The organism is Actinoplanes sp. NPDC051537, from assembly GCF_055586105.1.
This window is the reverse complement of sequence record NZ_JBVJIU010000018.1, coordinates 200,842-217,092: the sequence shown is the minus strand read 5'-3', so window position 1 is coordinate 217,092 and position 16,251 is coordinate 200,842. Positions and strand designations below refer to the sequence as shown.

Annotated in this window: 12 protein-coding genes; 11 read left to right on the top strand and 1 reads right to left on the bottom strand. The window is 71.6% G+C overall.

Annotated elements, in window-relative coordinates:
• The first annotated feature begins 4 nt into the window (after positions 1-4).
• The 10 genes from ACZ6TB_RS37525 (at position 5) to ACZ6TB_RS37480 (ending at position 12,587) form a co-directional block, all read left to right on the top strand.
• Positions 5-2,503 (top strand): SpoIIE family protein phosphatase, encoded by a 2,499-nt coding sequence (locus tag ACZ6TB_RS37525; protein ID WP_465562866.1) that lies wholly within the window; start codon positions 5-7, stop codon positions 2,501-2,503.
• Entirely contained in the window at positions 2,500-2,844 is a 345-nt protein-coding gene (locus ACZ6TB_RS37520) for an STAS domain-containing protein (protein WP_465562863.1), read from the top strand. The genes ACZ6TB_RS37525 and ACZ6TB_RS37520 overlap by 4 nt, the downstream gene beginning before the upstream one ends.
• 20 nt (positions 2,845-2,864) lie before the next feature.
• Positions 2,865-4,808, top strand: a complete 1,944-nt coding sequence (locus ACZ6TB_RS37515; RefSeq protein WP_465562858.1) for a TIGR03960 family B12-binding radical SAM protein — start codon at positions 2,865-2,867, stop codon at positions 4,806-4,808.
• Between the two features lie 61 nt (positions 4,809-4,869).
• Positions 4,870-5,589: a TIGR03936 family radical SAM-associated protein gene (locus tag ACZ6TB_RS37510; protein ID WP_465562932.1), complete on the top strand. Its 720-nt coding sequence runs from the start codon at positions 4,870-4,872 to the stop codon at positions 5,587-5,589.
• Positions 5,590-5,723: 134 nt separating this feature from the next.
• The gene (locus ACZ6TB_RS37505) at positions 5,724-9,008 is read left to right on the top strand and encodes an Rne/Rng family ribonuclease (protein ID WP_465562855.1); all 3,285 of its coding nucleotides are present in this window, start codon (positions 5,724-5,726) and stop codon (positions 9,006-9,008) included.
• A 243-nt stretch (positions 9,009-9,251) separates the two neighbouring features.
• Complete coding sequence (locus tag ACZ6TB_RS37500) at positions 9,252-9,761, top strand: hypothetical protein (protein WP_465562852.1); 510 nt, start codon at positions 9,252-9,254, stop codon at positions 9,759-9,761.
• A 184-nt stretch (positions 9,762-9,945) separates the two neighbouring features.
• A complete protein-coding gene (rplU, locus tag ACZ6TB_RS37495; protein WP_203787826.1) occupies positions 9,946-10,260 on the top strand; it encodes a 50S ribosomal protein L21 in 315 nt (104 codons plus the stop codon).
• 13 nt (positions 10,261-10,273) lie between these two features.
• Positions 10,274-10,531 carry a 50S ribosomal protein L27 gene (gene rpmA / locus ACZ6TB_RS37490; protein WP_465562848.1) on the top strand — a complete coding sequence of 86 codons (258 nt, stop codon included), beginning with the start codon at positions 10,274-10,276 and terminating at the stop codon, positions 10,529-10,531.
• Between the two features lie 76 nt (positions 10,532-10,607).
• Complete coding sequence (obgE, locus tag ACZ6TB_RS37485) at positions 10,608-12,113, top strand: GTPase ObgE (RefSeq protein ID WP_465562845.1); 1,506 nt, start codon at positions 10,608-10,610, stop codon at positions 12,111-12,113.
• Between the two features lie 57 nt (positions 12,114-12,170).
• Positions 12,171-12,587: a GNAT family N-acetyltransferase gene (locus ACZ6TB_RS37480; protein ID WP_465562842.1), complete on the top strand. Its 417-nt coding sequence runs from the start codon at positions 12,171-12,173 to the stop codon at positions 12,585-12,587.
• Here ACZ6TB_RS37480 and trpS read toward each other — a convergent pair.
• Entirely contained in the window at positions 12,576-13,535 is a 960-nt protein-coding gene (gene trpS, locus ACZ6TB_RS37475; RefSeq protein ID WP_465562839.1) for a tryptophan--tRNA ligase, read from the bottom strand. The genes ACZ6TB_RS37480 and trpS overlap by 12 nt on opposite strands.
• A gap of 214 nt (positions 13,536-13,749) precedes the next feature.
• On the opposite strand from trpS, the gene pepN reads away from it, so the two are divergent.
• Entirely contained in the window at positions 13,750-16,248 is a 2,499-nt protein-coding gene (gene pepN / locus ACZ6TB_RS37470; RefSeq protein ID WP_465562835.1) for an aminopeptidase N, read from the top strand.
• Positions 16,249-16,251 lie beyond the last annotated feature (3 nt).

The following is a 16,251-nucleotide window of genomic DNA, read 5'->3' as shown; positions in this document are numbered from 1 at the left end:
GATCGTGAGTGACTCTGGTGGGCCGGACGTGACGCAGGAGTTGCGCCTGCCCTGGGACGACGACCCGGAAGACCTGTACGAGCACGCGCCGTGCGGGTACCTGACGACGCTCCCCGACGGCACCATCGTCAAGGTCAATCAAACGTTCCTGACCTGGACCGGTTACCAGCGCGGCGACCTGGTCGGGCATCGCCGCTTCCGGGACCTGCTCAGCTCGGGCGGCCAGATCTACCACGAGACCCACTACGCGCCGCTGCTGCGCATGCAGGACGAGGTGCACGAGCTGGCCTTCGAGGTGGTCTGCGCGGACGGCCGCAAGCTCCCCACGCTGGTCAACTCGGTCCTGTCCCGCGACGCCGAGCGGGAGCCGCGGGCCATCCGCACGATGGTCTTCAACGCCACCGAGCGGCGGGGATACGAGCAGGAGCTGCTGTACGCGCGAAAGCGTGCCGAGGACTCCGAGCGGCGCGTGCGCGTTCTCCAGCAGATCGTCGCCGACCTGTCCGCGGCGCCGACCGAGGCCGAGGTCGCCGAGGCCGTGGTGCGCGCGCCCGAGCCCGCCTTCGGCGCCGCGAGCAGCAGCATCTACCTGGTCGACGCCGAGCGGGACACGATCGTCGCCGTCGCCTCGACCGACCCCACCACCGGCAACTGGGACGACATGCCCCGTTCCTCGCCGCGGGCGGTGGCCCGGGTGGCCGAGCGCGGCGACCTGCACGTGGTCGCCTCGCTCAGCGAGGCCAAGGAGCACTTCCCCGACCTGGTCGACAGCATGCGCAAGTCGGGCCGCAACACGGTGGTGCTGCTGCCGCTGACCACCGGCCCGTCCGAGGAGCACGCCACCGCCGAGACGCTCGGGGTGCTGGCGTTCAGCTTCACCGGCGAGCGCTCGCTCTCGGTCGCCGAGCTGCGGGTCGTCCGGCTGCTCGGCCAGCAGGCCGGCCAGGCCCTCGACCGCGCCCGGCTCTACGACGACGCCCGCCGCCGCGAGGAGCGGGCCACGTTCCTGGCCGAGACCACCCGCTCGCTCGACGAGCTGCACCGGCTGCTGCCGCGGGCCCGCCGGCTGGTCGACCGCGTGGTGCCGGAGATCGCCGACTGGGCGTCGGTGCGGCTCGCGGTCGGCCCGACCGGCGTGGTCGAGGAGGCCGGCGGCCCGCAGCCGGACGCCGACCTGCTCGCCGAGGCGATGGCCCGGGCCACCGCGGCCTGCGTGCCGGTCTTCCCGGCCGACGACGACAAGGTCGCGTTCGTGGTGCTGCCGCTGACCGCCCGCGGCCGGGTGCTCGGCACGCTGTCGCTGCGGATGGCGCCCGACCGCCGGGGGATCGCGGACGAGCGGCGGTTCCTCACCGAGCTGGCCGACCGCTCCGGGCTCGCCCTGGAGAACGCCCGCCTCTACGAGCAGGAGCGGCAGGTCGCCCGTACGCTCCAGCGCAGCCTGCTCGCGGCCGACCTGCCCGGCGGCGACGCCCGGTTCTCGGTCGAGACCCACTACCAGGCGGCCGGGCAAGATCTGGAGGTCGGCGGCGACTGGTACGACGCCTTCCTCATCCACGCCGACAAGCTGGCCATCGTGGTCGGCGACGTGGTCGGCCGGGGCATCGACGCGGCCACCACCATGGGCCAGCTGCGCAGCGCGATCCGGGCGCTGGCCGACACCGCGGCCGGCCCGGCCCGCCTGCTCGAGGGGCTCGACCGGTTCGTCGAGCGGGTCGAGACCGCGCGCATGGCGACCGTGGCCTACGTCGAGGTCGACCTGGCCGCGGGCGAGGCCGTCTACGCCTGCGCCGGCCACCTGCCGCCGCTGCTGCAGGAGCCGGCCGGCTCGCCCGAGTTCCTGCTCCAGGGCCGCTCGGCGCCCCTCGGCTCCCGGGCCGGCGACACCAAGCGCACCGAGCAGCGGCGGCGCATGCCGGCCGGAAGCCGGCTGCTGCTCTACACCGACGGCCTCATCGAGCGGCGTACGCGCCCGCTCGACAAGGGTTTCGAGCTGCTCGCCCGCGAGTTCGGCCGCCGCCGGGACGCGCCGCTGCAGGGCCTCACCGCCGGCCTGGCCGACATGCTGGTCGGCCGCGACCACCCCGACGACGTCTGCCTGCTCTGCCTGACCCTGGGCACCGAGGAACGGATCGAGCGCACGATCAGCGCCGACCGCATGCAGATCGCCCTGCTCCGCGCCGACCTGCGCGGCTGGCTGGTCTCGCACGGCGTCGAGCCCGAGACCCGGGACGCGGTGCTGCTGGCCTGCTCCGAGGCGGTGGCCAACGCGATCGAGCACGGCTACCGGGACGACCCGTTCGGCATGATCGACGTGGTCGCCACGGTGACCACCGACGCGGTCGAGGTGCGGGTCACCGATCGCGGCACGTGGCGTGGCGCGGTCACCGACGTGGCCCGCGGCCGGGGCCTCCAGCTGATCCGCGAGTCGATGGACCAGGTGCTCTTCGACCGCAGCGACGGCACCACGGTGACCATGCGGCGGGCCCGGGAGGCGGATTGACCGACCAGTGGGTGCGCTTCTCGAAGGTCGGTGACGCCGAGCTGGTCAGCCTCACCGGCGAGATCGACCTGGCCAACTCGGGCGAGATCGGCAAGGCGATCGTGCGCCAGGTGCGGGAGGCGGGCAAGGTGCTGATCGACCTGACCACGGTCTCGTTCCTGGACAGCGCCGGGGTGCGGCTGCTGGACGCGCTGGTCGGTGATCTCGAGTCGCACGGCAAGAGCACCCGGCTGGTGGTCGGCGAGCGCGGCGCGGCCCGGATGACCCTTCAGCTTTGCGCCTTTCGCGAGGATGTCCTGACCACCGACCTCGACCGGGCCGCGGCCGAGCTGGCGACCTAGTCCGCGTACCCTGGACTCCCATGAGTGCACGTTCCGTCTTCCCGCAGCTCGAGCAGCTGCTGCCCCGGGTCAGCAAACCGATCCAATACGTGGGTGGCGAGCTCGGCGCCGTCGTCAAGGACTGGGACGCGACCACCGTCCGCTGGGCGCTGATGTATCCGGACGCGTACGAGGTCGGCCTGCCCAACCAGGGCGTCCAGATCCTCTACGAGGTGCTCAACGAGCAGCCCGACGTGCTCGCCGAGCGGACGTACGCGGTCTGGCCCGACCTCGAGGCGCTGATGCGCGAGCACGGCGTGCCGCAGTTCACCGTCGACGCGCACCGCCCGGTCCGCGACTTCGACGTGCTCGGCCTGTCGTTCGCCACCGAGCTCGGCTATACGAACATGCTGAGCGCCCTCGACCTCGCCGGCATCCCGCTGCTGTCCGCCGATCGCGGCGACGACGACCCGATCGTGCTGGCCGGCGGCCACGCCAGCTTCAACCCGGAGCCGATCGCCGACTTCCTCGACGCGGCCGTGCTCGGCGACGGCGAGGAGGCCGTCCTCGAGATCAGCGGCATCATCCGCGAGTGGAAGGCCGAGGGCAGCCCCGGCGGCCGTGACGAGCTGCTGCTGCGCCTGGCCCGCACCGAGAGCATCTACGTCCCGCGCTTCTACGACGTCGACTACCTGCCCGACGGCCGCATCCAGCGGGTCGTGCCCAACCGCCCGGACGTCCCGTTCCGGGTCGCCAAGCGCACGACCATGGATCTCGACGCCTGGCCCTACCCCAAGAAGCCGCTGGTCCCGCTGGCCGAGACGGTCCACGAGCGGTACGCGGTGGAGATCTTCCGGGGCTGCACCCGGGGCTGCCGCTTCTGCCAGGCCGGCATGATCACCCGCCCGGTCCGGGAGCGGTCGATCACCACCGTGGGTCAGATGGTGAAGGAGGGCCTCGAGTTCTCCGGCTTCTCCGAGGTCGGCCTGCTCTCGCTCTCCAGCGCCGACCACTCCGAGATCGGCGACATGTGCTCCGGCCTCGCCGAGCAGTACGCGGACACCAACGTCTCGCTGTCGCTGCCGTCGACCCGGGTGGACGCGTTCAACATCGACCTGGCCCAGGAGCTGTCCCGCAACGGGCGGCGCACCGGCCTCACGTTCGCCCCCGAGGGCGGCTCCGAGCGCATCCGCAAGGTCATCAACAAGATGGTGACCGAGGAAGACCTGATCCGGACGGTCGTCACCGCCTACACCAACGGCTGGCGGCAGGTGAAGCTCTACTTCATGTGCGGCCTGCCCACCGAGACCGACGACGACGTGCTGCAGATCGGCCGGATGGCGCACGAGGTCATCAAGGCCGGCCGGGCCGCGACCGGCACCAAGGACATCCGCTGCACGGTGTCGATCGGCGGCTTCGTGCCCAAGCCGCACACCCCGTTCCAGTGGGCGCCGATGGCCCGTCCCGAGGTGATCGACAACCGGCTCCGGCTGCTCAAGCAGGAGATCAACAGCGACCGCTCGCTGGGCCGGGCGATCGGGTACCGCTACCACGACGGCGAGCCGTCGCTGATCGAGGGCCTGCTCTCCCGGGGCGATCGCCGCGTCGGTTCGGTGATCCGGCGTGTCTGGGAAAAAGGCGGACGTTTCGACGGGTGGAGCGAGCATTTTTCGTACGCCCGATGGATCGAAGCGGCCTCCGAGGTGCTCCCGGCGTTCGGCGTCGACATCGACTGGTTCACCACCCGCGAGCGCGACCAGGCCGAGGTGCTCCCCTGGGACCACCTCGACTCGGGCCTCGACAAGGACTGGCTCTGGCAGGACTGGCAGGACTCGCTCAACCAGTACGAGCAGGACGACTGCCGCTGGACCCCGTGCTTCGACTGCGGCGTCTGCCCGTCGATGGACACCGAGATCCAGATCGGTCCGACCGGCAAGAAGCTGCTGCCCCTGACCCCGGTGAACAACCTGCGGGTCCCCGCTTAGGAGTAGGACAATTCCCCCGAAGAACCAGCCTCCGGGCGGCCAGGCCCCGGTCGTCCAGCGGATCCGCCTCCGTTATGCGAAACGCGGCCCCCTGCGTTTCACATCACACCGCGATTTCGCCCGGGCGTTCGAGCGGGCGCTGCTGCGTGCCGCGGTGCCGATCGGCTATTCCCAGGGCTTCACCCCACACCCCAAGATTTCGTACGCGTCGGCCGCCCCGACCGGGGTCGGCAGCGAGGCGGAGTACCTGGAGATCGGTCTGCGCGCCGAGGTCGACCCGGAAGAGCTGCGTGTCGCGCTGGACGCGGCCCTGTCGCCCGGGCTCGACGTGCTCGAGGCCGTGGTGGCCGGCGCGGGCAGCCTGGCCGACCGGATCGACGCCTCGCAGTGGCGGCTGGAGCTGCCCTCGGTCGAGCCGGCGGTGGCGGCCGCGGCCGTCCAGAGCTTCCTCGACACGGCCGAGGTGCTGGTCGAGCGCATGACCAAGCAGGGACGACGGTCCTTCGACGCCCGCGCGGCAGTGACCCACATCGCTGTGACCGAGCAGTCCGACCTACCTTCCGGGGCGGACGGCACACCGTGTGCGATAATCGACCTTGTCGTACGACAGGTAACGCCCGCCGTGCGACCCGATGACGTCCTTTCCGGCCTGCGCGTCGTGGCTGGCCTGGAGCCGCCGGTGCCCCCACGGGTGACCCGGCTGGCCCAGGGCACGCTGACCGCACAGGGGGAGATCGTCGATCCGTTGGACGCGGATCGCGCCGTCATCGGAGGGCGCTAGCTGCATTCCGGCCGGCGCCCGACCGGCAGACTTCGGCCGCCCGTCCGCCTACCGGCCGGGACCGAAACACTTGCGGCAGCCCTGCGTGGCAGCGCTCACACGCGCCCGGGGCGGCCAGAACTGGAGAGCGCCCCATGCTCGATAACGAGCCACAGGGCGGTGAAACGAGCGGAGTCACTAATCCGCCCGCCGAGACCGCCGATAGCACCACTGCCCCTGCGCGTAAGCGCACTACCCGCCGGAAGGCCGCGGCGCCCGCCGCCGCTGCTTCAGCCGAGCCCGACGCCTCGACCGAGCCCAACGCCTCGGCCGAGCCCGGTGCTTCAGCCGAGCCCGGCGCCTCGACCGAGCCCGGCTCGGCTGCCGAAATCGCGGCCACCGAGACTCCGGTCAAACCGGTGAAGGCGACCCGCAGTCGCCGCAAAGCGGCCGCCCCGGCGGCCGCGGCGGCCCCGCCCGCCGACGAACCCGCAGCATCGACGTCGGCCACGTCCGGGCCGGCCGCCGAGGCTGGGGAGGCTCCGCCCGCCGAAGCGCCGGTGAAGGCGACCCGCGCTCGCCGCAAGAAGGCCGCCGCCCCGGCCGCGACGCCCGAGCCCGAGCCGGCCACTGCCACCGCCGCCATCGCCGAGCCCGCGGCCGTCACCGGGACCGCGTCCGTCACCGGGACGGCCGTGACCGAGCCGGTCGTGCCGATCGAGCCGCTTCTCGCCGGCGAGGAGCCGGTCGAGGAGGAAGAGGCCGAGGCGCAGGTCGCGAGCCCGATCGTCGGCGTGATCCCGCTGGACGCCGACTTCGTCGAGGAGGAGAAGCCGAGCCGCCGGTCCCGCCGCGGCGCGCTGCCTCCCGCCGTACTCTTCATGCCGCCGGACCCCACCGAGGCCGAGCCGGTCGCCCCGGTCAGCCGCCGCACCCGCCGCGGTGCCGCCGCGGCCGCCGTCCCGGTCGTGACGCCCGCCGCCGAGACCGAGGTCATCAAGCCTGAGGCCGCCGTGGCCGAGGTTCCCGTCGAGGAGCCGGCCGAGGGCGCCCGCCGCAGCCGTCGCCGCCGTCGGGGCGCGGCCGCCGACGAGCCGGTCGAGGCCGTCGCGGCCGAGACCGCCGAGGTCATCGACGACGTGGACGAGACCGCCGACGACGTCGAGGACGGTGTCGAGGACGGCGCCGACGACGACTCCGACGACGAGTTCGGCTCCGGCCGCCGTCGCCGCCGCCGGGGCCGCCGTGGTCGTGGCCGGGGCAAGGGCCCGGCCGACGACGACGAGGCCGCCGACGTCGAGGAGGACGCCGAGGCCTCGGTCGAGGACGAGAACGAAGAGGACGAGGGCGCCGAGGAGGGTGACGGCGTCACCCGCCGTCGTCGTCGCCGGCGCCGCAAGGGCTCGGGCGGCGACGCCGAGACCGGCGGTATCGAGGACGGCGTGCACACCGTCGTGCGGGTGCGCGAGCCGCGCCGCACCGACGAGGTGCAGGGCGTCTCCGGCTCGACCCGGCTCGAGGCCAAGCGCCAGCGTCGCCGGGACGGCCGCGAGCAGCGCCGCACCCGGCCGCCGATCCTGAGCGAGTCCGAGTTCCTGGCCCGCCGCGAGGCGGTCGACCGGGTCATGGTCGTCCGGCAGAAGCCCGACCGCATCCAGATCGCCGTGCTCGAGGACGGCGTCCTGGTCGAGCACTACGTGTCCCGGATCAGCTCGGGCACCATGGTCGGCAACGTCTACCTGGGCAAGGTGCAGAACGTGCTGCCCAGCATGGAGGCGGCGTTCGTCGACGTCGGCCGGGGCCGCAACGCGGTCCTCTACGCCGGCGAGGTCAACTGGGACGCCACCGGCCTGGAAGGGCGTGCCCGCTCGATCGAGCAGGCGCTCAAGTCCGGCGACTCGGTGCTGGTGCAGGTCACCAAGGACCCGATCGGGCACAAGGGCGCCCGGCTGTCGAGCCACATCGCGCTCTCCGGCCGGCACCTGGTCTACGTGCCCAACGGCAACGCGTCCGGGATCAGCCGCAAGCTGCCCGACACCGAGCGCAAGCGCCTGCGGGACGTGCTCAAGAAGCTGGTGCCGGACGGCGCCGGCGTGATCGTGCGGACCGCGGCCGAGGGCGCGAGCGAGGACGAACTCGCCCGCGACGTCAAGCGCCTGCAGGCCCAGTGGGAGGAGATCCAGCGCAAGGCCGCCGAAGGCCACGCGCCGGTCGCCCTCTCCGAGGAGCCCGACCTGGTCATCCGGGTCGTCCGGGACCTCTTCAACGAGGACTTCCGCGAGCTGGTGGTGCAGGGCGACCAGGCGTACGCCGAGGTCGAGAACTACCTCAACTCGGTGTCGCCGGACCTGGTCGAGCGCCTGCACCGGTACACCGGGGTCGCGGACGTCTTCGCCGACAAGCGGATCGACGAGCAGATCCTCAAGGGCCTCGACCGCAAGGTGTTCCTGCCCTCGGGCGGCCACCTGGTGATCGACCGCACCGAGGCGATGACGGTCGTGGACGTCAACACCGGCAAGTACACCGGCGCCGGGGGCAACCTCGAGGAGACGGTCACCCGGAACAACCTCGAGGCGGCCGAGGAGATCGTGCGCCAACTGCGGCTGCGCGACCTCGGCGGCATCGTGGTGATCGACTTCATCGACATGGTGCTGGAGAGCAACCGCGAGCTGGTGCTGCGGCGGCTCACCGAGTGCCTGGGCCGCGACCGGACCAAGCACCAGGTCACCGAGATCACCTCGCTCGGCCTGGTGCAGATGACCCGTAAGCGGATCGGCTCGGGCCTGCTCGAGGCGTTCAGCGAGACCTGCGACCACTGCAAGGGCCGCGGCGTGCTGATCCACACCGAGCCGGTGCCGGAGAAGCGAACCAACGGCGGCGGCGGCGCGGGCAGCCAGGTCAAGGCGGTCGCCGCGGCGGCCACCCGCACCGAGCAGCCCCCGCAGCAGCAGCCCGCGGCCACCAAGTCGCGGCGCCGTCGCGGCGGTTCGTCGGAGACCGCCCCGGCGGCCGCCGAGACGCCGATCGCCGAGGTGCCGATCGCCGACGTGCCGGTAGCCCAGTCGCCGGTAGCCCAGTCGCCGGTTGCCCAGTCGCCTCGGCATGACGGTGACGACCCGGTGGCCGAGACGGCGGGCCTGCCCCACGTCAGCTCGGGCGTGATCGGATCGGGCATCGTCCAGGCCGGCGCCCCGGCCCCGGCCTCCGCCGACCAGGACGACGAATACGACATCAGCGGCTACGACCTGTCCCGCTACGACCAGCCCGCGTCCCCGGCCGATCCGGCCGAACCGATCGAGCCCTTGCAGCTGACCGGCGCGGACGACCCGGACGCCGCCGACGAGGACGACGAAGAGGACGACGACGAGCCGGTAGGCGCCGGCGCCGGCGGCCGCCGGCGTTCCCGCCGAGGCGGCACCAGGCGGCGCACCCGCCCGTAAGGGCTTGTGGACAACGCCCGGAAAGTGTCAGACCCAGCTGTTTGAATCCACCCCCACCCGACGAGGGTGGGGGTGGATTCGTTCGAGGGTGGTGTGGCTTCGTTCGACGGTCGGGGTGGCTTCGTTCCGGCGGTGTCGAAAGCCATTCGGTAAAGAAACTTAACTGCCAGGGCGCTGACCCTCATCGAAGTCGGCTACCCTGCGGGGATCGATCACCCTGTCCCCCGAGGAGACCGACCCCCGATGCGACGCCTCATCCCCCTGCTGGCCCTTCCCGTCCTCGCCATCGCCGGGTGCTCCGGCAGCGGCGACACCACGGCCGGCGCGACCCCGAACGTCGGCGCCTCAGTCTCCGGGGCCACCGCCGCGGCGCCGGAGCCGGTCGACCCCTCCGTCGCGGCCGAGGCCGACAAAGCGCTCTCCGGCAACACCAAGGCCATCTGCGCGCAGGCCGAGCGCACCAGCACCAACTTCGGGCAGACCTTCATCGCCGACCTGCAGATGCAGATCGAGGCGGCCGGCCAGGGCGCGGGGGCCAAGGCGCAGGCGCAGGAGAAGATCGATCGGGACGTCTCCAGTTACTCGTCGGCGCTCTCCGGCATGGCCCAGCTCGCCGACAACAAGGCGCTCAAGACGGCCCTGACCCAGATGAGCAAGCAGGTCACGGCGCTCAAGGGCGACGTGACCAAGCTCAACGCCGACAAGATGTCGGCGATCACGGGTAACCTCGACAAGGCCTGCGGCAAGAGCTGACCTCACCCGGTTTGGGTTCCGCCCCGCCGATGAAGTACGCTTGCCGACGGCGCTTTTCCATGCGCCGTGCGCCCGTGGCAAGCGATGTCGAACGACGAAGGTTGAACGACAACGGCAGTCCGGGGCCTGCACCATCCGCCAAGCAGCGGTCTTCGCTGCGCAAGTCTCAGGGAGTCCGCGTCCGATGTACGCGATCGTCAAGACCGGCGGCAAGCAGTACAAGGTTGCCGAGGGCGACGTGATCGAGGTCGAGAAGCTCGCGGGCGTGCCCGGCGATGCGCTCACGCTCGCCGCAGTCCTCCTCGTCGACGGTGACAACCTGGTGACCGACGCGGCCAAGCTTGCCAAGGTAACGGTGTCCGGCGAGATCGCCGAGCACACCAAGGGTCCGAAGATCCGGATCCACAAGTTCAAGAACAAGACCGGCTACCACAAGCGCCAGGGTCACCGCCAGCCGCTGACCCGCGTCAAGGTGACCGGCATCAAGAGCGGGAAGTAGGGGCGGATCACTCATGGCTCACAAAAAGGGTGCATCCAGCTCGCGCAACGGCCGTGACTCCGCCGCCCAGCGGCTCGGCGTCAAGCGGTTCGGCGGCCAGCTGGTCAACGCCGGCGAGATCCTGATCCGTCAGCGGGGCACGAAGTTCCACCCGGGCGACCTCGTCGGCCGTGGCGGCGACGACACGCTGTTCGCGCTGGCCACCGGCAACGTGCTCTTCGGCACGAACCGTGGCCGCAAGACCGTCAGCATCGTTCCGGTCTCGGAGTAAGTTTCTTCCCAAGCGGGCCACGGACCCTCGGGTCCGCGGCCCGCTTGTGTTTTTCAGAGATTCTGGAGTTGAGCAAGTGACCACGTTCGTCGACCGGGTCGTGCTGCACCTGCAGGCGGGTGACGGCGGGCACGGCTGCGTCTCGGTGCGCCGGGAGAAGTTCAAGCCGCTCGGCGGCCCCGACGGCGGCAACGGCGGGCACGGCGGCAGCGTCACGCTGGTCGTCGACCCGCAGCAGCACACGCTGCTCGACTTCCACTTCCACCCGCACGTCAAGGCCAACAACGGCGGCGGCGGCGCGGGCGCCAACCGCGACGGCGCCAACGGCAAGGACCTCGTGCTCGAGGTGCCGGACGGCACGGTCGTGATGACCGAGGACGGCGAGGTGCTGGCCGACCTGGTCGGCGCCGGCACCACCTTCGACGTGGCCCGCGGCGGCCGCGGCGGCCGCGGCAACGCCTCGCTGGCCAACACCCGCCGCAAGGTGCCCGGCTTCGCCGAGCTGGGCGAGCCCGGCGACCGCCTCGACGTCGTGCTCGAGCTCAAGAGCGTCGCCGACGTCGGCCTGGTCGGCTTCCCGTCGGCCGGCAAGTCCTCGCTGATCTCGGTGATGTCGGCGGCCAAGCCCAAGATCGCCGACTACCCGTTCACCACGCTGGTGCCCAACCTGGGCGTGGTGCAGGCCGGTGACCAGACGTTCACCGTCGCCGACGTGCCCGGTCTCATCCCGGGCGCGGCCACCGGCAAGGGCCTGGGCATGCAGTTCCTGCGGCACATCGAGCGCACCTCGGTGCTCGTGCACGTGCTCGACGCGGCGGCGCCCGAGATCGAGCGCGACCCGCTGGCAGATCTGGACGCGATCGAGGCCGAGCTGGCGGCGTACGGCGGCCTGGAAGATCGTCCGCGCATCGTGGTGCTCAACAAGATCGACATTCCGGACGGCCGCGACCTCGCCGAGATGGTCCGCCCCGACCTCGAGGCCCGCGGCTACCGGGTCTTCGAGGTCAGCGCCGTCACCCGCGAGGGCCTCAAGGAGCTGGTGTACGCGCTGGCCGCCGTCGTCGAGGAGCACCGGCTGGCCACGCCGCCGGCCGAGCCGACCCGGGTCATCGTGCGCCCGAAGGCGGTCGACGAGAGCGGCTTCACCGTCGAGCAGGACGCGGACGGCGTCTTCGTGGTGCGCGGCGCCAAGGTCGAGCGCTGGATCCGGCAGACGAACTTCGACAACGACGAGGCGATCGGCTACCTGGCCGACCGGCTCGAGCGCCTCGGCGTCGAGGACCAGCTGGCCAAGAAGGGCGCTCAGCCCGGCGACCCGGTGCGCATCGCCGAGCGCGAGTTCGACTGGCAGCCCAACGCGGGCGAGTTCCACGCCGGCCCGCGCGGCACCGACGCCCGCCTCGAGGACGAAGCCCACCGGGCCACCGCGGCGCAGCGGCTCGCCGCTCGCAAGGCCCGCCGGGTCCGGGGCGACGAGGAGCTGCTGCACATGTCGGCGGACGGCACGGTCACGTCGATGGCGAACGCTCAGCGGCCGGTGCTGGTCACCGAGGCGGACGATGAGGACGACACCGGCGAATAGGACGTAGTCCAGCTTCGCGCAACCATCCGGAAAGGGTGCTCGCTTAGTGTCACCCTCGTGCTGATCGAATCCCGCCCCGGCCTCGACCCGGAACTTGCCGCGCTGGTCACGGCCCAGCAGCGGGAGATGAGCACGACGTTCCGGCCGTCCGATGACGCGGCGTATCTGGTGGCGGTGCTCGGCGGGCGCGCGGTGGCGTACGGCGCCTGGCGGGCCGTCTCGGAGCGGGTGGCCGAGCTGAGGCGGATGTACGTGCGCCCGTCGTTCCGGGGCCGCGGCATCGCCCGGCAGCTGATCGTCGCGATCGAGGAGGAGGCCCTCGCCGCGGGCCGGCCGGTGATCCGGCTCGATGTCGGCAGCTGCCTACCCGCGGCGATCGCCCTCTACCAGTCGGCGGGGTATCACGAGATTCCGCACGTGAGTGATCCGCACACCGTGCGCTTCGAGAAGAAACTTCCCGCGTTAGTCCAGTAGCCCGATCGCGGCCCGGGTCCGGCGTACGGTCGCAAGCGCCGCAGGCCGCACCCGGGCCTTGCCCTCCGCCAGCATCTCGCGCACGTAGCCGGGATCGTCGGAAAGCTCGGCGTGCCGCTTGCGAATGGGCGTGAGCAGGGCATCCACCGCGTCCGTGACGTCACGCTTGAGGGCGCCGTACGACGAGTAATCAGCACTGGAGACGCCGGTGCACGCGGACAGGATCTCCAGCAGGTTGGTGACGCCGGGCTGACCCGCCCGGTCGTGCCGGACGACGCCCAGCGTGTCGGTGACCGCCCGGGAGATCGTCTTGCGGATCACCTCGGGCGGGTCGAGCAGCCCGATCCGGCCGGCCGCCGAGGCGCTGCTCTTGCTCATCTTGGCGGTCGGCTCGGCCAGGTCCATGATCCGCGACGCCGACTCGGGCCGGATCCCCTCGGGCACCGTGAACGTCGGGCCGTAGCGGCCGTTGAACCTGGTCGCGAGCGTGCGGGCGAGCTCGAGATGCTGGCTCTGGTCCTCGCCGACGGGCACCTGGTTGACGTCGTGGACCAGGATGTCGGCGGCCATCAGCACGGGATAGGTGAGCAGGCTGAGCCGGACCGCACCGTTCGCCGACTTCTCCTTGAACTGGATCATGCGGGCCGCCTCGCCGTAGCCGGTCACGCATTCGAGCAGGTAGTGCAGCTCGGCGTGCTCGGGGACCTGCGAGTTCGCGATGATCGCGGTCCGCGCCGGGTCGACGCCGGCGGCCAGCAGCATCGTGGCCACGCCGAGCGTGTTTCGTCGCAGCGCCTGTGGATCATGTTCCATCGTCATCGCGTGCAGATCCGCGATCATGGCGATCGACTCGGCGCTCTCCTGCGCCTCCACCAGCGGGCGCATGGCGCCCAGCAGGTTGCCGAGGTGGAGGTTTCCGGTGGGCTGAAAGCCGGTGAGTCGCTTCATGTCCAAACCTTTCCGGTACGGGGTGAGCAGCCCCGCCGAACGGCCCAGACATGCGAAACGGCCGCCCGGAGGGGGCGGCCGCGGATGAGATCATGCGCGTGTGGGTGAGCCGCCCGTCAGGGCAGCCACCAGCAAAGGTTCAGCGCGCGCATGTCGTACATGCTACCGCGGGGCGGCCACGTGCGGATCCACCCGGACAGGCATGATTGTCGTCATGCCGCTCACCCGTGCCGAGGCCGCCGACCGCGCCGCCACCGTCGATGTCCAGGAGTACGAGGTTCACCTCGACGTGACCGCCGACGCGGACACGTTCGGCTCGCGTGCCGTGATCCGGTTCGACGCCCGACCCGGTTCGTCGACCTTCCTCGAGTTCGAGCCCGTCGCGATCGAGTCCATGACGCTGAACGGGTCACCCGTGCCGCCGTCGGCCGTCTCGTCCGGGCGTCTGCGCCTCGACGGTCTGGCCGAGCACAACGAGCTCGCGGTCGCGGCGACCATGCGTTACTCGAACACGGGCGAGGGCCTGCACAAGTACGTCGACCCGGCCGACGGCAACACGTACCTCTACCAGCACCTGTTCATCAACAACGCGGGACGCGTGCTGCCGGCCTTCGACCAGCCCGATCTCAAGGCGTCGTTCCGGGTGTCGGTGACCGCGCCCGCGCACTGGAAGGTCGCCGCCAACGGCGAGCTCGTGGCCCGCGAGGGCGACACCTGGCGGTTCGCCCCGACCAAGCCGATCTCGACGTATCTGGCGTCGCTGTTCGCGGGACCGTTCCACGCGGTCACCGACGAGCACGACGGCATTCCGCTGGCGCTCTACGTGCGGGCCGCGCTCGGCGAGCACCTCGACGAGCAGGCGGAAGAGCTGTTCACGATCACGAAGCAGTGCCTCGACCGGTACCACGAGATGTTCGACATCCGGTACCCCTTCGGGCACTACCAGCAGGCGTTCGCGCCCGAGTTCAACTTCGGCGCCATGGAATACCCGGGCCTCGTGGTCTTCCGGGACGAGATGATCTACCGCTCGGCGGTCACCGAGAGCCAGCGCGAGAGCCGGGCCAACGTGATCGCGCACGAGATGGCGCACATGTGGTTCGGCGACCTGGTGACCATGGCCTGGTGGGACGACCTGTGGCTGAACGAGTCCTTCGCCGAGTACCTGGGCACCCGGGTGGCGGCCGAGGCCACCCGCTTCAAGGGCACCTGGACCACGTTCGCGATGCAGCGCAAGGCCTGGGGACTGCGCGCGGACCAGCACCCTTCGACCCATCCGGTCGCGCCCGTCTCGGTCGCCGACACCGACGAGGCGTTGCTCAACTTCGACGGCATCTCGTACGCCAAGGGCGCCGCGACGCTGAAGCAGCTGGTGGCCTGGGTCGGGGACGACGCGTTCCGGGCCGGGCTGAATGCGCACTTCGCGGCGCACGCCTACGGGAACGCGACGCTGGCCGACCTGCTGGGGGCGCTGGCCAAGTCGTCCGGCCGGGACCTGTCGTCGTGGGCCGAGGTCTGGTTGCGGCGGGCTCAGGTCAACACGCTGCGGCTCTCGGTCGCCGCCTCCGACGGGCACTACTCGTCGGTGGCCGTGTCGCAGACGGCGCCGCCCGCGTACCCGACCCTGCGGCCTCATCGTCTCGGGATCGGCCTCTACGACCGGTCTCCGGAAGGGGCAGTGGTGCTGCGGTCGCGGGTCGAGGCCGAGGTGGGTGCTGCTGACATTTCCGAAATTACGGATATCTCGGGCATGAAGACGGCGGACCTGGTGCTGCTCAACGACGGCGATCTCACGTACGCGAAGATCCGTCTCGACGAGGCGTCCAGCGCCGCCATGCCGACCGTGTTGCCGCTGGTCGGTGACTCGCTGGCGCGGGCCGTGCTGTGGGCCTCGATGCTCGACGCCGTGGTCGACGGCGAGCGGCCGGTCGCCGAGCTGGTCACGCTCGTGCTGACCGCGCTGCCGGTGGAGACCGAGGTGGTGATCGTCGAGGACGTGCTGCGGGCCACCCGCAGCCTGGTCGACCGCTACTCGACGCCGGAGACCCGGCCGGCCGCGCTCGAGCTCGTGGCCCAGGCCGCCGACCGGCTGCTCGCCGTCTCCGAGCCGGGCGGCTCCCGGCAGCTCGCCGCCGCCCGCGGCCTGATCGGCGCCACCACCGACACCGCGCGGCTGGCCGGCTGGCTGGCCGGCGAGGGCGTGCCCGAGAGGCTGCCGATCGACGACGACATGCGCTGGCTGATCCTCTACCGGCTGGTCGTGCTCGGCGCGGCCGGGCGGGACGAGATCGCGGCCGAGTTCGAGCGCGACCGCAGCGCGACCGGCGAGCAGTGGGCCGCCCGTTGCCGGGCCGGGCTGCCGGACGCCGAGGCCAAGGCGGCGGCCTGGAACGCGATCGTCGCGGACGTGAAGCTGTCGAACCGGCTCGTCGAGATGACCGCCTCCGGGTTCTGGCAGGCCGAGCAGCTCGACCTGCTCGCGCCCTACGTACCGCGGTACTTCGCCGAGATGCCGGCCATGATGCGGGTCCGCAGCGGGATGAGCGCGGAGCGGACGGTCGGCCTCGCGTACCCGGAAGTGGTTGTCGATGTGGAGACCCGGCGGCTCGCCGCCGAGCTGCTGGCCCGCCCGGACCTGGACCCCATCCTGCACCGGGTCGTGCAGGACACCGACGACGACATGCGGCGTGCCTTGGCGGCCCGCGCCGCGAGCTAAACG